Source organism: Mariniflexile jejuense, from assembly GCF_042675665.1.
GTDB classification, from domain to species: Bacteria; Bacteroidota; Bacteroidia; order Flavobacteriales; family Flavobacteriaceae; genus Mariniflexile; species Mariniflexile jejuense.
Genome location: NZ_JBHTJI010000042.1, coordinates 103,798 through 119,852, shown reverse-complemented (window position 1 = coordinate 119,852; position 16,055 = coordinate 103,798). Strand labels below are relative to the sequence as shown.

16 protein-coding genes and 1 pseudogene are annotated in these 16,055 nt (G+C 34.1%); 12 read left to right on the top strand and 5 right to left on the bottom strand.

Going from position 1 to position 16,055, the window contains the following annotated elements:
• Positions 1–116: 116 nt before the first annotated feature.
• The 4 genes from ACFQ1R_RS13605 to ACFQ1R_RS13590 all read right to left on the bottom strand — a co-directional run bounded on the left by ACFQ1R_RS13605 (position 117) and on the right by ACFQ1R_RS13590 (position 2,465).
• Positions 117–377 (bottom strand): DUF6520 family protein, encoded by a 261-nt coding sequence (locus ACFQ1R_RS13605; RefSeq protein WP_379926820.1) that lies wholly within the window; start codon positions 375–377, stop codon positions 117–119.
• Between the two features lie 102 nt (positions 378–479).
• Complete coding sequence (locus ACFQ1R_RS13600) at positions 480–923, bottom strand: MauE/DoxX family redox-associated membrane protein (protein ID WP_379926819.1); 444 nt, start codon at positions 921–923, stop codon at positions 480–482.
• A 101-nt stretch (positions 924–1,024) separates the two neighbouring features.
• Complete coding sequence (locus tag ACFQ1R_RS13595) at positions 1,025–2,008, bottom strand: helix-turn-helix domain-containing protein (protein ID WP_379926818.1); 984 nt, start codon at positions 2,006–2,008, stop codon at positions 1,025–1,027.
• 79 nt (positions 2,009–2,087) lie between these two features.
• A complete protein-coding gene (locus ACFQ1R_RS13590) occupies positions 2,088–2,465 on the bottom strand; it encodes a DUF7793 family protein (protein ID WP_379926817.1) in 378 nt (125 codons plus the stop codon).
• Positions 2,466–2,667: 202 nt separating this feature from the next.
• Here ACFQ1R_RS13590 and ACFQ1R_RS13585 point away from each other — a divergent pair, with 202 nt between their 5' ends.
• The 7 genes from ACFQ1R_RS13585 to ACFQ1R_RS13555 all read left to right on the top strand — a co-directional run bounded on the left by ACFQ1R_RS13585 (position 2,668) and on the right by ACFQ1R_RS13555 (position 9,744).
• A complete protein-coding gene (locus ACFQ1R_RS13585) occupies positions 2,668–5,073 on the top strand; it encodes an aminotransferase class I/II-fold pyridoxal phosphate-dependent enzyme (protein ID WP_379926816.1) in 2,406 nt (801 codons plus the stop codon).
• A gap of 32 nt (positions 5,074–5,105) precedes the next feature.
• Positions 5,106–5,945, top strand: coding sequence for an RteC domain-containing protein (locus tag ACFQ1R_RS13580; RefSeq protein ID WP_379926815.1), 840 nt, complete (start codon positions 5,106–5,108; stop codon positions 5,943–5,945).
• A 270-nt stretch (positions 5,946–6,215) separates the two neighbouring features.
• The gene (locus tag ACFQ1R_RS13575) at positions 6,216–6,494 is read left to right on the top strand and encodes a helix-turn-helix domain-containing protein (protein WP_379926814.1); all 279 of its coding nucleotides are present in this window, start codon (positions 6,216–6,218) and stop codon (positions 6,492–6,494) included.
• 543 nt (positions 6,495–7,037) lie between these two features.
• Positions 7,038–7,700 (top strand): ATPase, encoded by a 663-nt coding sequence (locus ACFQ1R_RS13570; RefSeq protein ID WP_379926813.1) that lies wholly within the window; start codon positions 7,038–7,040, stop codon positions 7,698–7,700.
• A gap of 97 nt (positions 7,701–7,797) precedes the next feature.
• Positions 7,798–8,517, top strand: a complete 720-nt coding sequence (locus ACFQ1R_RS13565; protein ID WP_379926812.1) for an AlbA family DNA-binding domain-containing protein — start codon at positions 7,798–7,800, stop codon at positions 8,515–8,517.
• 12 nt (positions 8,518–8,529) lie between these two features.
• Positions 8,530–9,177: an ATP-binding protein gene (locus tag ACFQ1R_RS13560; protein WP_379926811.1), complete on the top strand. Its 648-nt coding sequence runs from the start codon at positions 8,530–8,532 to the stop codon at positions 9,175–9,177.
• A gap of 354 nt (positions 9,178–9,531) precedes the next feature.
• Complete coding sequence (locus ACFQ1R_RS13555; protein ID WP_379927247.1) at positions 9,532–9,744, top strand: HipA domain-containing protein; 213 nt, start codon at positions 9,532–9,534, stop codon at positions 9,742–9,744.
• A 223-nt stretch (positions 9,745–9,967) separates the two neighbouring features.
• On the opposite strand, the gene ACFQ1R_RS13550 is transcribed toward ACFQ1R_RS13555, so the two are convergent.
• Entirely contained in the window at positions 9,968–10,600 is a 633-nt protein-coding gene (locus ACFQ1R_RS13550) for an N-acetylmuramoyl-L-alanine amidase family protein (protein WP_379926810.1), read from the bottom strand.
• 194 nt (positions 10,601–10,794) lie between these two features.
• On the opposite strand from ACFQ1R_RS13550, the gene ACFQ1R_RS13545 reads away from it, so the two are divergent.
• The 5 genes and pseudogenes from ACFQ1R_RS13545 (at position 10,795) to ACFQ1R_RS13525 (ending at position 16,017) form a co-directional block, all read left to right on the top strand.
• Positions 10,795–11,082, top strand: a complete 288-nt coding sequence (locus ACFQ1R_RS13545; RefSeq protein WP_379926809.1) for a hypothetical protein — start codon at positions 10,795–10,797, stop codon at positions 11,080–11,082.
• Between the two features lie 305 nt (positions 11,083–11,387).
• Positions 11,388–13,794: pseudogene (locus tag ACFQ1R_RS13540) on the top strand (TraG family conjugative transposon ATPase).
• A 141-nt stretch (positions 13,795–13,935) separates the two neighbouring features.
• Positions 13,936–14,490, top strand: a complete 555-nt coding sequence (locus tag ACFQ1R_RS13535) for a conjugal transfer protein (RefSeq protein ID WP_379927246.1) — start codon at positions 13,936–13,938, stop codon at positions 14,488–14,490.
• 2 nt (positions 14,491–14,492) lie between these two features.
• Positions 14,493–15,338, top strand: a complete 846-nt coding sequence (locus tag ACFQ1R_RS13530) for a hypothetical protein (protein WP_379926808.1) — start codon at positions 14,493–14,495, stop codon at positions 15,336–15,338.
• Between the two features lie 58 nt (positions 15,339–15,396).
• A complete protein-coding gene (locus tag ACFQ1R_RS13525) occupies positions 15,397–16,017 on the top strand; it encodes a conjugal transfer protein TraK (protein WP_379926807.1) in 621 nt (206 codons plus the stop codon).
• Positions 16,018–16,055: the final 38 nt, after the last annotated feature.

Genomic DNA, 16,055 nt, shown 5'->3' with positions numbered 1-16,055 from the left:
TACTATCAATGTTTTAGCAATTCTAATTTCATTTGGCAATAAAAACCATTTGGTTAAGAATTAGTCAAGAAAAGGTGTCCTTTAAGGACACCTTTTCCATTTGGAACAAATTTTGACTATTCAACTCTTCTTAATTCGTTGTTTGGAACGGAATTAAGAGCAGGTGTGTCAAACAATTGATAACCTTCTTCGGTTTGACATAAATCCCCCGATGGTTGTTTTTCACAATCAGTAATAATGGATTGTACGCCAGGGATGAATGGGTCATCGTAATACCCAGTTTGGGCAGAACGTTTTGCTTCTGTAGCAAAAGATAAGCCAATAGCTAATACCATAGCTAAGGCTGGTAACATGAATTTAAAAACTTTGGTTTTCATAATGTTTTGATTTAAAATTTATGACCTACTCTTTTTTACAGGTTTTCGGTCTTACCCTGATTCTGCGCAGGAATATTTTTGATTACATTTAAAGTCATTTTTCTAAGTTTGCCTTAAAAACCCCTTTTGATTGTGCAGTATCGAAATGTTTATAATAGCTATTGCAATAAAAGCGAAATTAAAAAGGATATGTGTTTTCCAACTTAAGTTAGAAAGCACACCACCACATGAACATGGAACAGCTTTGCCACTGTTTAAAACCCAAATCAGGTAACTTGTAAACCCCGTTAATAAGCCTAAGCTAAGGTAGTAAGCACTAAGAAGCTGTTTAGGTACAAGGAACAGTAAAACAATGGCATATTCAACACAAGGAACTAGCCAAACTAGGTAAGCACTTAAGCGAGAAATAAGAGGCATTTTACTTAGTTGAAATTGAAAATAATCGAACGATATTAATTTACTTGTAGCAGCATAAGTGAATAATACCATAAATAGCATATTACTTAATTTTAGTGCCAATTGATAGTTAAATTTATAAGGAGCCATATCTTTTGTTTTGATATGGTAAAGTTCATTAATTGCATTTTATCTTAAAGGATAAAAAATTGACTGTGAAGGATTTAATATATTTTTTGTAATTAAAACACCTATTTATCCTTATCAAAAGATTTTTTTCTGAGGTCACTAGGGGAGTAATCAAATCGCTTTTTGAACGTTCTAGAAAAATGGGAGATACTTTTAAAACCAGTCATTTGTGCAATGGATTTTAAAGATTTCTGAGTGAATTGAATCATCATTTTAGATTTTCTTAAACGCTCTTCCATTAAAAATCGATGTACCGTAGTACCATACAATTCCTTAAATCCATATTTTAATTTAAATTCATTGGTGCCTAGTTGCAAAGCAAATTCTTTTAGAGAAGGAAAGTCCATTTCAAGATTGTTAATGATGATGTCCCGACCTTCACGGATTTTATGGATGTCATCAAAGGTCAACCTAATTTTTTGTTTGTGGGTACTAATTTGGGAGTCAATCGAAGGATGCTTTTTGACATTAGAAAACTGGATGACCTGCTGTTTTAAATTTTGCTCTAGAAAAACTTGACTAGTGGCATGATGTATAACGGATACCAGTGTTCTCATTGAATTGGGATTATCGCCCTGAAAACTAGTGATATAACAGGTCTTGGGAACAACGAAACCCTCTTTGGAAATAAACTTCAGTTCCAATGAGGTATCTTGAAAAGCCTTTTGCTTAAGCGAACGCCATGTGTCTTTCCATGCTTTTTTAGAATGATCATCCAAAAATGTATCAAATGGTTTCCCAATGATATCGGTATGCAGAACCGTTAGGATGTTACAAGCTTGTTGGTTTGCTATTTCAATATAGCCCTCAAAATCAATGACAAAACTCATTAGGATGATTTCCATGATGGGTTGGTTCGAATTCACATAGCCTTGATGTATTAACGTTTCTTGAATTTCTTCAGCCAACATATTGAGCGAAATACTGATGGCTTCCAAATTGTCATTCTTAGCAGAACGTTTTAAACGATAGAAGAAATTACCAGAAGCCATTTCTAATAACATTTTGTTAATCTGTTGAATTCTGTGTTTTTTACTGTTGCTCACATTTAAAGTATTAAATTAATTATTAATGTGAGAGACTTAGCCTTAAAACAGCCATTACGTGCTAATTCTAATAAGAGGATTATGCCATAAAGTTCCTTAGAAATACCATGGCATCGTCTAGGTTTTCAAAGGATTGTGTTGGAATGCTGGGGTTGCTTGTACGGATATAAAATTCAGACATCATTTCAGAAACGGGGGCTTCTACAATAACGGCAACAGCCTTTATAAGTGTTGAACCTTCCATAGCTAAATAGGCTCTTGCGGATTTATTAATTTCCTTAATACCTCTTATATCACAAAGAATAGGTAAAGATACGCCTTCTTGTAAGAGCAAGCGATCTTTAACAATTTGTACGGCGGCATTTAAATCAATACAGACGCCTTGGTGGTAAATGATGTGTAGCACATCATCATGAAATCTATACGAGGTATAGTCATTCTCAAAATAATTTCGCATGGTCTAGAAAACTGGTTTTTCATTATAAACTTACAAAATAATCAACACTTTGTTTGTTTGTTAATCGATAAGGTGCTTAAAATGAGGTGATTTGTTTGTCTGAAAAGGATTAATAGTTGACTGAAAAGGATTTTGTAGGAAAAAAATGCGTCAAAGTCCTGCAAATGACGTTAAATTAAATGACTTTTAAAAAATCAACCAAATGGCAAAAATCAAACACAACAATTTTTTAGACACGGTACATGAGGTATTTACAGATGCCAAAGAAGCAGGTATAATGCACTTATATGCAGAAGGAGAAACCTTTACAGGGCGAACCATTGGGGTTAAAAACCAACAGTTATTTCATTTTGGAACGACGGGTTATTTAGGCTTGGAACAAGATACAAGATTGAAAGCAGCAGCTATCGAAGCCATTAAAAAATATGGTACACAGTTCCCGTTATCCAAATCATACATTTCGAATCCTTTATACAAAGCATTGGAAGAGAAAGTGACAGCAATGTACCAAAACCCCATCATTATTACCAAGAATAGCACCTTGGGGCATATGGGCGTGATTCCCAATGCTGTTAATGATCGTGACGCCATCATATTAGACCATCAGGTTCATTGGAGTGTACAAAGTGCCGCCAAAGTATTAAAGAATAGAAGTGTACCAATAGATATGATCCGGCATAATGATTTAAATATGTTAGAAGATAAGATAAAATCGCTTTCTGATTCACGAAAAAAGATTTGGTATATGGCTGACGGCATCTATTCAATGTATGGTGATTTTTCCCCAGTTCAAGATTTAAAAACATTAGCATTAAAATATCCCCAATTACATCTTTATATAGATGATGTACATGGTATGAGTTGGATAGGCAAAAATGGTACAGGATATGCCCTTAGTGAACTAGGAGATTTGTCAGAAAACGTATTGTTATTTGGAACTTTGAGTAAAACATTTGGTGCTAGTGGTGCTGTATTAGTGTGTTCCAATAAAAAGATGTACCAAGAGATAAAGACATTCGGAGGGCCTTTGACCTTTTCAGCACAATTAGAACCTGCTTCAGTGGCAGCAGCTATTGCCTCTGCCGATATTCATTTATCACCTGAAATATATGAACTTCAAAATGATTTGAGAACACGCGTACACTATTTTAATGCACTTTTAGAGCAAACGAATCTTCCACTTATTGAAAAGAATATCTCACCAGTATTCTTTATTGGAACGGGTATGCCCAAAACAGGTTATAATTTTGTTAATCGCCTAATGAAGGAAGGATTTTATGTGAATCTGGGTATATTTCCAGCTGTGCCCGTAAAAAATACAGGAGTCCGTATTACCATATCCAGGCATAATCAAAAAAAGGAAATCAAGGCGTTGGTAGAGGCCATGGTCTATCATTTTTCCAAAGCTTTGGAAGCTACATGGACAAATGCACAACGTATTTATCATGCATTTAAAATGGATGTAAAAGAATCTAAGGAAATTAACGTACAACAAAACCTTAGCATTCAATTAGAAGATTCAATTTTAAAAGTTGAGAAAAATATATGGAATACCTGTGTTGGTAAACAAGGTGTTTTTGATTGGGAAGGGCTCAAATTTCTTGAAGAAACATTCAAAGAAAATATGTTGAAAGAGCATAATTGGAGGTTTTGGTATTTAATCATTTATGATCAAAACCAAAGCCCCATTTTAGCGACATTCTTCACGCTTGGGCTATGGAAGGATGATATGTTGACTGATGTTAGCGCTTCTCAAGCTATTGAATACCAGCGTAAAACAAATCCTTACTATCTGACCTCTGAGGTTTTGAGTATGGGAACCCTATTTACGGAAGGTAAACATCTCTATGTAAATGATGCGCATCCCATAAAACAAGAAGCTTTAAATGCCATGATGGAATCTATAGAGTCGCTTGAAAGGGAACATCATGCAAAAATGGTAGTGCTTCGCGATTTTGCAGCAAAAAATCCTTTACATCATTATTTTCAAGGTCAAGGATTTGTTCGTGTACAAATGCCAGATAGTTGTAAAATTAATCTAGATACGAATGAAACTATTGAAGCCTACTGTAACAAACTATCTTCTAGAAACAGACAGCATCTTAGAAAAGAAATACAAGCTTTTGAAAGCGTGTTGCAAATAGAGATTTTGCAGACCATTAGTGCTGAAGCACAAATTCAGGTAAAGCAACTATATAACAATGTACATCAAAACAATCTGGGATTAAATACCTTTTCGTTCCCTGATAAACTCTTTGAAGCCATGTCCAACCATCCCAATTGGGAATTTATAACGATTCGAATCCGAGAAACACCAAATTTCATAATCGGGGTAATGCTATGTTATAAAAATGGTACTCACACCTATGTTCCTGCATTTGTAGGGATGGATTACGATTATTTAACTAAGTATTATACGTATCGGCAATTATTATATCAAACCATAAAACGTGCAGTGTTCTTAAATTTTCGACAGATAGATTTGGGAATGACAGCTAGCTTTGAGAAGCGTAAATTAGGAGCTGTGGTTGAAGAAAGGTTTGCATACATACAAACATCAGATAACTATACCCTCGAACTCATGGGTATATTAGAAGGACATCGTTAACATAATCAAAATATTGAGGGATATGCATATGTATGGAATACCAAGAATTACTATCCGATTTTGAGGCGAAGTTAGAAACTTTGGAATTACGGCAAGACGACATTTTATATAAAGCGGAAACAGGTATTAACCACACCGAAAAATGCATAAAACAGTTGCGGCGGGAAGTCGTGCTTAAGGGGTTTCAAACCACCCAGGAAGAAATATTCTTTTTTAAGCATATCAAGCCTCAAATATTAAGCAAACTCATTTACTACGTTAAACTATTTAATATTGAAAGTAAACGCCCAAGAAGCAGTATAAAATACCAAGTCAAATACTTGAACATGCAGATAGATAAACTGCAATTGTATTTTAATGATAATTTGGAGTTTTATCATTATTACCGTCGTGGTGCAAGCACTTTGGATGAACTATATTTTGTTAGAGGACAATCTGATTTGCGTTCTCCAACAGAGTCGTTTCATTTTTTTGTTGATGAACAGTTTTCTACTTGCCAAGACAGCACGGTGGCAACCATCATGGCGTTTGATATGCTCATAGTATACTTACAACAAGAGATCGAAAAATTGGTAATGGATGCAGATTCCCCTAAAACAGCCCCTATGAAACAAACATCAAAACTCTTCTGGACAGGTAATAATATAGATTTAGTAGAACTTATTTATGCGTTGCACAGCAGTGGTGCTATAAATAGTGGTACCGCAGATATAAAAGAAATAGCCTCCATGTTTGAACAACTGTTTAATAAAGACCTAGGCAATTACTATCATACGTTTATTGAGATACGTGGTAGAAAAAGTAATAAAACAAAGTTTATGGAACAGTTAATAGAAGGGTTGAACAGACGGTTTGATAAAGCTGATGAATAATACCAAGTTGAACCCACCTTGGTCTCTTTTAAAATGAAAATAACACCATATTATTCAGCATAAAATATATGATATTGTTAAAAAAGCTGTAACAAAATCGGTTAAAAAAAATGATAAAAAAATCACCCACCTTGGGAACAACTATTGAAAAACCTAGGAAATAGTTACCCAATTTTGCCATACGAAAGTCAAATCGAAGCAAAGTCGTCTAAACATTATTTTATAAGGGATTATGATAAAGACGGCTTTGTTTTTTTAAACAAAAAGCACATGGCAGCAACAATTATTACCACGGAAGATCTTCAGGAATTTAAAATGGAACTCCTCGATGATATTAAAAAACTACTGAACAACCAGTCTGGTCAAGTGGCCAAGAAATGGTTAAAATCACCAGAGGTTCGCGATCTTTTGGGAATCTCCCCAGGAACTTTGCAAAATCTACGCATCAATGGCACTTTGCCATACACCAAAATTGGAGGCGTGCTTTATTATGATTATCAGGAGATTGTTAAGGTTTTTGAAAAGAACAAGATTCTTAATAAATTCTGAACCCGTTTTGGAAAATATCAATTATATCAAGCATCTTAATGCGGTGTTTTTGCAATTTTCGATAGATGGTAGACTAAATCCAACCCATATCAGTCTATATATCGCTTTGTTTCAATTTTGGAATACCAATTATTTTAAGGCTGAATTTTATATCAATCGCGAGGAAATCATGTCGTTCTCCAAGATTGGATCGAAGAGCACCTACCATCGTTGCATCAAGGAATTGAGCCATTGGAGCTACATTCTATACACACCTTCGCATAATCCGTTTAAAGGAAGCAGAATCAAGATGTTCGATTTTGGGACAAGTACTGGACAAGCTCTGTACCAAAGTCGTACCAATATAGATACAAGCAGTGGACAAGCACTGGTACGTATAAACAAACATATACAAACTAAAGAAAACAATAAAAACTTAAACAAACCGGAAAATATAAAAAATTTAATTTCCAAAAATTCTGAAAAAGAGGATAAACAAAATAGAGATGTCCCATATCAGGACAACCTGAGGACAAGTACTGATAAAAATTACAATGAGCCTTTATGAATACCAAAAGTCCACATATTATCTTGGAGGGCTCTAAGGAGTATAAGTTAGGGGAACTTAAGGGCAATGAAATCGTTTATGATTTTAATGAAATTCTTACTTATTTGAATGCAAAAGGAAAGTTACTTTTTGGAACTGGTTTTAAAATAGTAATTGAAGATAGGGATGTCCTGTTTAAGTTATGTAATTATTTCATAAAGGACGAAGCTAACTGTAAAAAGTTGGATATTGACATTCATAAGGGCATTCTTTTAACTGGTCCTGTTGGCTGTGGTAAAACAAGTTTGATGAAACTGCTTAGGCATATTGTGCCACATCAAAAAGCTTACAAATTGATTCCAAGCAGAAATATTGTGTTTGGCTTTAATCATGTGGGGTATAAGACAATCGAAGATTATGGCAGCACCAACTACTTTTGTTTTGATGATTTGGGGGTCGAACCTATAGGAAGGCACTATGGAAAGGATTGTAATGTTATGGGTGAAATCCTGTTGTCACGTTATGAATTATTTTTAGAACAAAAGGTTAAAACGCATGCTACATCCAACCTAAACGCACAGGAATTGGAGGAGAGATATGGGAATCGTGTACGTTCCCGGATGCGGGAGTTATTTAATTTGATTGCGTTTGATAGTGAAAGTTATGATAAGAGAAAATAAATCATAACACCGACATAACACCGACAAAATTGGAATATAAGGATCTAAAAACAAAACAATTTGAATAGCTTTGTTACACTTAATAATCAACTAATTTATGTTAAATAGCACTGAAATAAAATCACTTATTGCTTCTGGTGAAGGATACAATGTCGAATTCAAAAAAAGCATTCCAAGTAAGGTCAAGGAGATTACCGAAGAAATTTGTGCGTTTGCTAATGCTTCTGGTGGTGTGCTTTTTATTGGAGTTGATGATAATAATGTAATTCAAGGTGTTTCTTTTAATAATGCAAAACGTTCTGCACTTCAAAATTCTATCAATGAATTAACACCAGCATTGCATTGTGAAATTTATACCATACAGATTGATGCTAAGGATGTCGTGGTAATAGAAGTGCCTTCAGGTGCAAATAAACCTTATGTGCTTTCTGGAGCAATTTATGTGCGTCAAGGCCCAAACTCTCAAAAGCTAACAACAGTTGAAGAAATGAGGGATTTCTTCCAACAAGCAGATCGCATTTATTTTGACGAGGCACCATGCAAAGAAATTGATTTAGTTAAAGACATTCCTGATAAAAATATTGATCAATTTAAAGAGTTGGCAGGTTTGAGTTCAACGGTTTCAAATGAGCAGGTTTTTAACAATTTAAAGTTGATTACTAATGAAGGGTTTCTGAAAAATGGAGCTACTTTGTTTTTTGCTCAAAATCCAGAGCAGTTTTTCGAAAAAGCAGTCATTCCTTGTGTCGCTTTTGATGGTATTGATAAACGATTTATTGTGGATGACCAAACAATGTCAGGTACATTATATCGATAGTTTCTTCAGGCTATGGTTTGGATAAAATCTAAACTAAATATTCGATATGATATTGAAGGAGAAGGCTCTCAACCAAGAAAAGAAATTTGGGAAATTCCAGAAACAGTTTTCAAAGAAGCTATAATAAATGCTCTTGCTCATAGAGATTATTATGATAAAGGAGCTCGTATTACCATTGAAGTGTTTAATGATCGCGTTGAGATTTCTAACCCTGGTGGTTTAATTAGTGGTATTCCCAAAAATGAATTTGGTAAAAGAAGCTTAAGTAGAAATCCTTTAATATTTGGTCTATTTGAAAGAATAAGAATGGTTGAGCAAATAGGTTCAGGTATTAGCAGAATGAGAGATTTAATGATTGAAGCTGATTTAACTGAACCTGAATTTAATACTGAAGGAATATTTACAGTAACTGTTAGAAGACCTTTTGATTTTAATAAGTGGGTAGATAAGTGGGTAGGTAATCTTACTGATAATAGAGTTAATATTATTAAAGCTATTCATGAAAACAGTAAAATTTCTAAAAGAGAACTTGAAGAGAAAGTTGACTTAAGTGCCACTGCCATTGATAATAATCTAGACACCCTAAAAGACTTAGGTCTTATTGAAAGAGTTGGTAGTGCTAAAGGTGGCCATTGGAAAATTAATTATATACTTCCTTAGGTGGGTAGAAAGGTGGGTGGTAAATTGATATAATGAAAATTTATTTTGCATTTCCATAAAGCATAGTATCTAAATTTATATAACCTATCTTATCTTTCAAATTATATTCAGTATCAAGCACTTTGGCTTTAGTGTACATTTCTAATAATTTTGAAAGAGTGCTTATTTCATTGTTAATTTTTTTCTGGTTATACTAGCTAGAATTTTTGTTTTTAATCCGTCAGGATTTTTAATAGCTTTTACATTATTCAAATTATTAATAAAGTTTCTATTAGAAGGCTTAAACTATAAAAAGATTGTTATTTCAATCATAATCAGTGTATTTGTATGAAATAACAATCATTTAAATGATAGATAAGAAAAGTAAATGCTATTTCCAATACAGACGACCACTTACTTAATCATGGTTTTATTCTAACAAGCTTAGGATGGGTATTGTCTCCTGTATACGATTTAAATCCCTCAATAGACAAAGATGGGTTGGCACTCAATATCGATACAGATAACAATGTGCTGGATTATGATTTGGCAAAAAAGTGTCTGTGCTTTTTTTCGTCTAGACAATAACCAAATGGATACCATACTAACTCAAGTAAAAACCGTCGTCTCAACATGGGGAAATGAAGCTGATAACATAGGTATTGCAAAAAGAGAAAAGAGTATTATGTATAAATCTTTTAATATTTAGTATTTCAATTCATTTTTTTAAGTGAAAGAATAAATTCCTTAAGCGTAGTTTTAATTATCGCTTTAATACTCTTAAAAATCTCAATTAACAATTTTCCATGAATCATTTTAAATAATTATATATTCCAACTAAAATAGACAAAGCCATAGCCCTAATATTTGAGAGCTTCAAAAAATAATCAGCCTCATTCATATTCGTCACAAATCCAATTTCAACAAGTACAGAGGGACAAAAACCAACAGTTTCCCTTAATACCTGAAAATTAGCAGATTTCAAACCTCGTTTTTCAAACCGCAGCTTTTGTGTGCTTTCATTTAAAATAGTTGTTCCCAAAGCAATAGATTCTTTAATATGCAATTTTTCAGAATTATGCACATAAACTTCAATACCTTTAGAATAGTATGGAGATGCATTACAATGCAAAGACACAAGCACATCCGCCATTAAAGCTTTAGCCAATCGACTTCTATCAGAAAGCGCAATAAACGTATCAGAGTATCTGGTCAAATAAATATCCAGTTTATCATCAAAAATCGTTTTATTAAGCCTAATAATTTCCTGGGCAATATACAAAACCACATCCTTTTCCTGGATGCCATTTATGCCAATGGCACCAGAATCTTTTCCACCATGCCCCACATCAATAACAATTCTTTTTCGTGCATCCAAATTTTGTCCAAAAAGGAAGCACATTTTCAGCATCGCTAGAAGAAATAAGACGTTTTTGAGCTTCATTTTCAAATTGGTTTTCATAAATATCAATCCTTTTTGCATCTAAAACCATAAAATTTAATGGCTTTTAGTTGCAATTATCTACAATGTAAATCAAATAATATTATTTACTAAAATATTGATAATCAGTAGTTTAAAAACAAATATATTGTAATTTTAAAGAATCAAAACTATTAAAAACCTAAATTTTAATTCTTATGAAAAAATCAATTTATTTTACCATGCTATTACTGCTGGTTTCAACCTCCATTTTTGCACAGATTGGAGGCATTGAAGATTCTGTTAATGATGTTTCCGATACCATTCGAACCATTTTCCCCATCATTTTGGGGGTTATATTCTTGGTAGGTTTTCTATTTAATGCAGGTCATTTCTTTGGGGAGAATGCCGATTTGAAAAAGGGCATCACACGTGTGCTTGTATTTGTACTAATAGCTGGAGCCGTGGTAGGCATCTTTACCTATCTCATTGGCATCGTAGTATAAGTTGCTATACACCATTTATGAATAAAATATAGCAATGAAAACCTTTAAAATCTATAGAAATATTAGAAAGCGCGCAACGATTATGGGACTGCCCATAGCATTGTTTGCGCTCATGATGACCGCCGTTATAGGATCACTATTAGTTATCATTTTTTCCTTTAGTTTTTTGGTCATCATCATGGTATTTCTATTCAATGGTATGTTGTATATCGTTTTGACACACTTTATAAAAAATCCATCCTTAATGCATTTTAAAAAGGTGTTTCCACAATCCATTAGTAATAAAAAGCAAAGTCACTTGTATTATGAAGGCTATTAATCTTGCAACATACCATCCCATTTTGGATATCCAAGACCATATCTTATTTGCAAATAACGGCAATGTAGTATTATGTTATAAACTAGAATTGCCCGAAGTGTATACCTTGTCCGAGTCCGACTTTGAAGAAATTCATGCCGCTTGGTTTCAGGGGTTCAAATCCCTACCAATAGGGACTGCTATCCATAAACAGGATATTTACCAAAAGGCAACATATCGTGCCAATAATATTCCAAATGAAAGCTTTTTGGAACAAGCTACCTATAATTATTTTAAAGGGAGGGAATGCCTAAATCACAGTTCCTATCTATTTTTTATTTTACCATTAAATAAAGCACTCAATGCCTCCAAGTTTACCAATCCGTTTCGACATATAAAAAAAGGCATATACAAGGCATTAGATCAAAACGTACAAGCATTTATTACAGCCGTAAACGATGCGGTTTCATTTATCAATAACAGTCGGAAGGTATCTTTGTTGCCAATGGTTGAGACTGAAATACGATCTATTTCAGAAGCTTATTTTAATGGCTTTAATGAGGATTTTGACACCGATATTCAGCTCAAAAAATCAAATATTGAAATTGGGGAAAACCATTTTGATGTCTTGGCAGTGAATAGTGAACTCTGCTTTGGAGATGTCGTACAGAGCAGTAAAACGAATGATAAATTTACCTCCGATGATTTTGTGTTCCACCAAGGCTTTATTGATGGGTTGGGATTGAACCTCAATGAAAACCATATCATCAATCAAATCATCTATTTAGATGACAAGCATAAATGGCGAAAACTACTGGAGAAGAAAATAGAGGAACTCAACAAAAGTTCCAATTTCGGGACACAGAACAAAGTAGTTTTAAAAAAAATCGAGGACATTGTGAACCAAATTAATGAAGATGACACCTCACGGATCATCCGGGGGCATCTGAACATTGTTTTTTGGTCACATGAAGTCACAGCATTAAATACAATAGCATCTAAAATAAAAGCAGAGTTCAAGGAACTTGATATTGTACCCTATTATCCCAAAGGCGAAGAGCGGAAGCACTATTACCTGAATAGCTTTTGTTGTTTTGCTTCCAATTTTTCCAATGCGGATTTGTATGTTACCGATTTAAAGCATGCCCTCTGTCTATATATCAATAACACCAACTACCGATCCGATGCCAAGGGTATTCTATTCAATGACCGGCAGTATAATATTCCAGTGCTTAAAGATGTTTGGGATGAGCAAAAAAAACGCATCAAAGCGAGGAACTTTGCCATTTTTGCTCCAACGGGCGAGGGGAAATCCTTTTTAGCCAACAATATTCTAAGGCAATATTTTGAGGATGGTGTTCGGCTGGTCATTATCGATTTGGGAGGATCCTATTCTAAATTTGCCAAGTTGTATCCCAAAGACCATATCATTTTAAAATATGAGCAAGGAAAAAATCTAGGCATCAATCCCTTTTATATTTCCAGTGATGCCGATTTAACGCCAGAACGTTTGGAGGATTTGACAATGTTTCTATTGGAGCTTATGGCTTCAGGCAAAACAACCACCAAAGCAGAGCAGGTGGCTATGAAAAAAGTATTACTACGGTATTATACTAAAACACGACAAGCCCATTCACTGGCAAGTCTATATCAATTTGTGGATGATGAAAAAGAAACACTCATAACGGCACTAAACATCCAAGAAGCACATTTCAGTGTCTATAATTTTTCTGCATATCCTTTCAGAATATGTGGGAACAGGATTGTACAGTTTTCTGTTCAATATTAGTGAAGACCAAACCTATAAAATAGAAGATAAGCGATTGATAGTCTTTGAACTCGATGAAGTTAAGGATAACAAGGAAATTCTCTCGGTGATGTTGAAACTTATTAAATCTGCCATTCAGCGCACAATTTGGCGAAACAAAGCCGAAAGAGGCATCATTCTATTTGATGAGTTTGCCAAACAACTAAAGTTTGAAAATGTATTGGAAAGTGTGGAGTTCTATTACCAAGCTATTAGGAAGCAAAACGGTGCGATTGGTATCATTTTGCAATCCATCAACCAGTTACCCAATAATTCCACATCGGCCAGTATTTTGGAAAACACTCAGGTTATTTATAGTCTACGAAATGAAAAAGGGTATGATGAGCTTCAAAAGCGCTTGCATCTTTCGAGCCATGACTTAAACCAACTGAAATCCATACGTAACAACTTGGTAGGCACCAGAAAGTACACCGAAATGTTTATCAAAATAGGGAAGGAGAGTAACATCTTCAGATTGGAAGTTCCCAAAGAAGTGTATGCGGCTTACCTGACCGACGGTAGCGAAAGTGAAATCATTATGAACCTCTATAACAAACATGGAAGCATGGAACAGGCAATTAAGGAGTTCATCATCAAAAAACAATAACAAGAATCATTAACCCATACAGAACCTTAAAAAGTATTAAAATAAAACATCATGAAAATTATAAAAACAAACCACAGCTTATTCCAGGATTTTAGACATGCGCAAGGAGCATATTATAAAAACACCATAAAAACAGTTATTATGACACTGATCCTAATCACGTCATTATCTGGTTACATGATGGCCCAGGGGATGCCAGTTTATGATAATACCAATTTTATAAGTTTAGCAAAATCGCTTGTAGAATCAGCAAAACAAACCTCACAGCTTTTAAAATCCGTAGAGTTTTTAAAACAGCAAAAGGAGAACATTGAAAAAGTTAACAATGTAATCAAGCAACTCAAGGCCGTCAAAGAATTGACCAAAAATAACCAGAAGCTCTTTAACATGGTTCAAAAGGATTTAAGAGATATTCTAAATTCTCCTTACATCAAAGTAGATGAAGTGGATCGTATTTCAGAATCATTCAATAGCATCATAGAGCAATCTTTGGATGACCTTGATTTTATAGCGCAAATTTTATCAAGTGATACACTAAAAATGACGGATGCGGAGCGTGCTATGTTTTTAAAAGAAAAAGAACAACAGTCCAAACAAATGGTTGCAGACATAGAACAAAAGACTAGGTTATATAAAAGCATAATTTCATTTAGAACGATGCAGGATAAAATCAATAATAGAGAAACCAATTATTAGCCATGGCAGGTGTTTTTTTAGGCATAGGATTGGAATATGTGGATGCAGTATTTGCAACCATTAAGAACAGTGATTTTTCGCAGTACACGATTACTGGTATGAAAACCTTGGCTATTCTGTTCTTTCTGATTAATATTCTAAAAAAATATAATGAGGGTATAGCCAATAATGATGGCTATACATGGGGATTGACGCCTGCAGAACTCGCCAAAAATTTAGCAATAGTTATATTGGTTATTTTCTCCACACAAGTATTGGGTGTATTTGATTCCATATTGGTGTCTATTGAAGCTCAATACAGGGATACGGTTCCAGCACTCCTTCCATTGCAAATGCAAGATGTAGATTTGGAACAGGATGTGAGTGTATTGGAAGCCGCCAGTAAAGCTATGGCATTACTTTATGAAGCATTGGTTACACCATTGTTTGGATTGAAGGTCGTAGCTTTTATAATAGGACTGTTTCTGTGGTTATTAGATCTGTTTATTTATCCACTGTTTTTGGCAGAACGCTACTTTTTATTGGGCATTATGCAAGCATTTTTTCCTTTGGTGATTAGTCTAGCTGTTTTTGAAAAGTTTAGGGGGTTGGCCTATAATTTCTTTAAGCTATATGCAGCCGTGTATATGTTAGTACCAGCGTTTTTTCTGGTGAATGTATTTATAAACACCCTCTATACCGAAGTGAATACCAATTTTTGGTCCACCTTATTTGGAACAGATTGGGGCAGTCAATTTTTTGCACCAGTAATCCAGTTAGGATCAATAGGGTTTGTTGTTTTATTAAAATTCAAGCTATATAGACGCGCCACCGCTTTTACATTCAAACTCTTCTCTGGTAGTGCCTAAGGATTCTAAGATACATTCATAAATAACCAATGATTGAAAACAAAAAACTAAAAGCCAAATGGAAGCAAAAACACCTTATAAAAATATTTATACCATCTTAAAACTGAACCGTTTTATTGTTTTGTCAGCCATCATTGGTGCAACATTAATCAGTGTTGTGTCTGTGGTGTTGGTCATAAAATTACATAAAGAAACCATCAACACTGCATTTATGGTCAATACGGATGGTAGTGTGATACCCTTAAAACTAGTTAAACAACGTGAAAATTTAGAAGTAGAAGCTTTGGCTCATATAGAACTGTTCCATAAATATTTTTATCATATCGATGCAAGTAATTATGAAAAGCATTTGGAAAAAGCGCTTTGGCTAGGTAATAGTTCAGTTGATGAATTATACCGACAGAAAAAATCTGATGGTGTTTATAATCGGTTGCTTCAGTATTCATTAGTACAAAAAGTGTTGTCTATTGTATCCAAAGTAGATATAACAAAAGAGCCTTACAGTTTTGAAACCACGACCATATTTGAAGTGAACCGCGGAACCATCATAGATGTATATGAACTACAAACAACAGGAAACTTGATACATGTGGATAGACATTTTCCAAATAACACCCATGGTTTGTTGATTACCAATTTTTTTGAAAAAGCTCTAAGAAAAATTCAAAATGAAGAATAAAAAATAATTAAAACAGAGTAATAAATAAAAAACTAAAG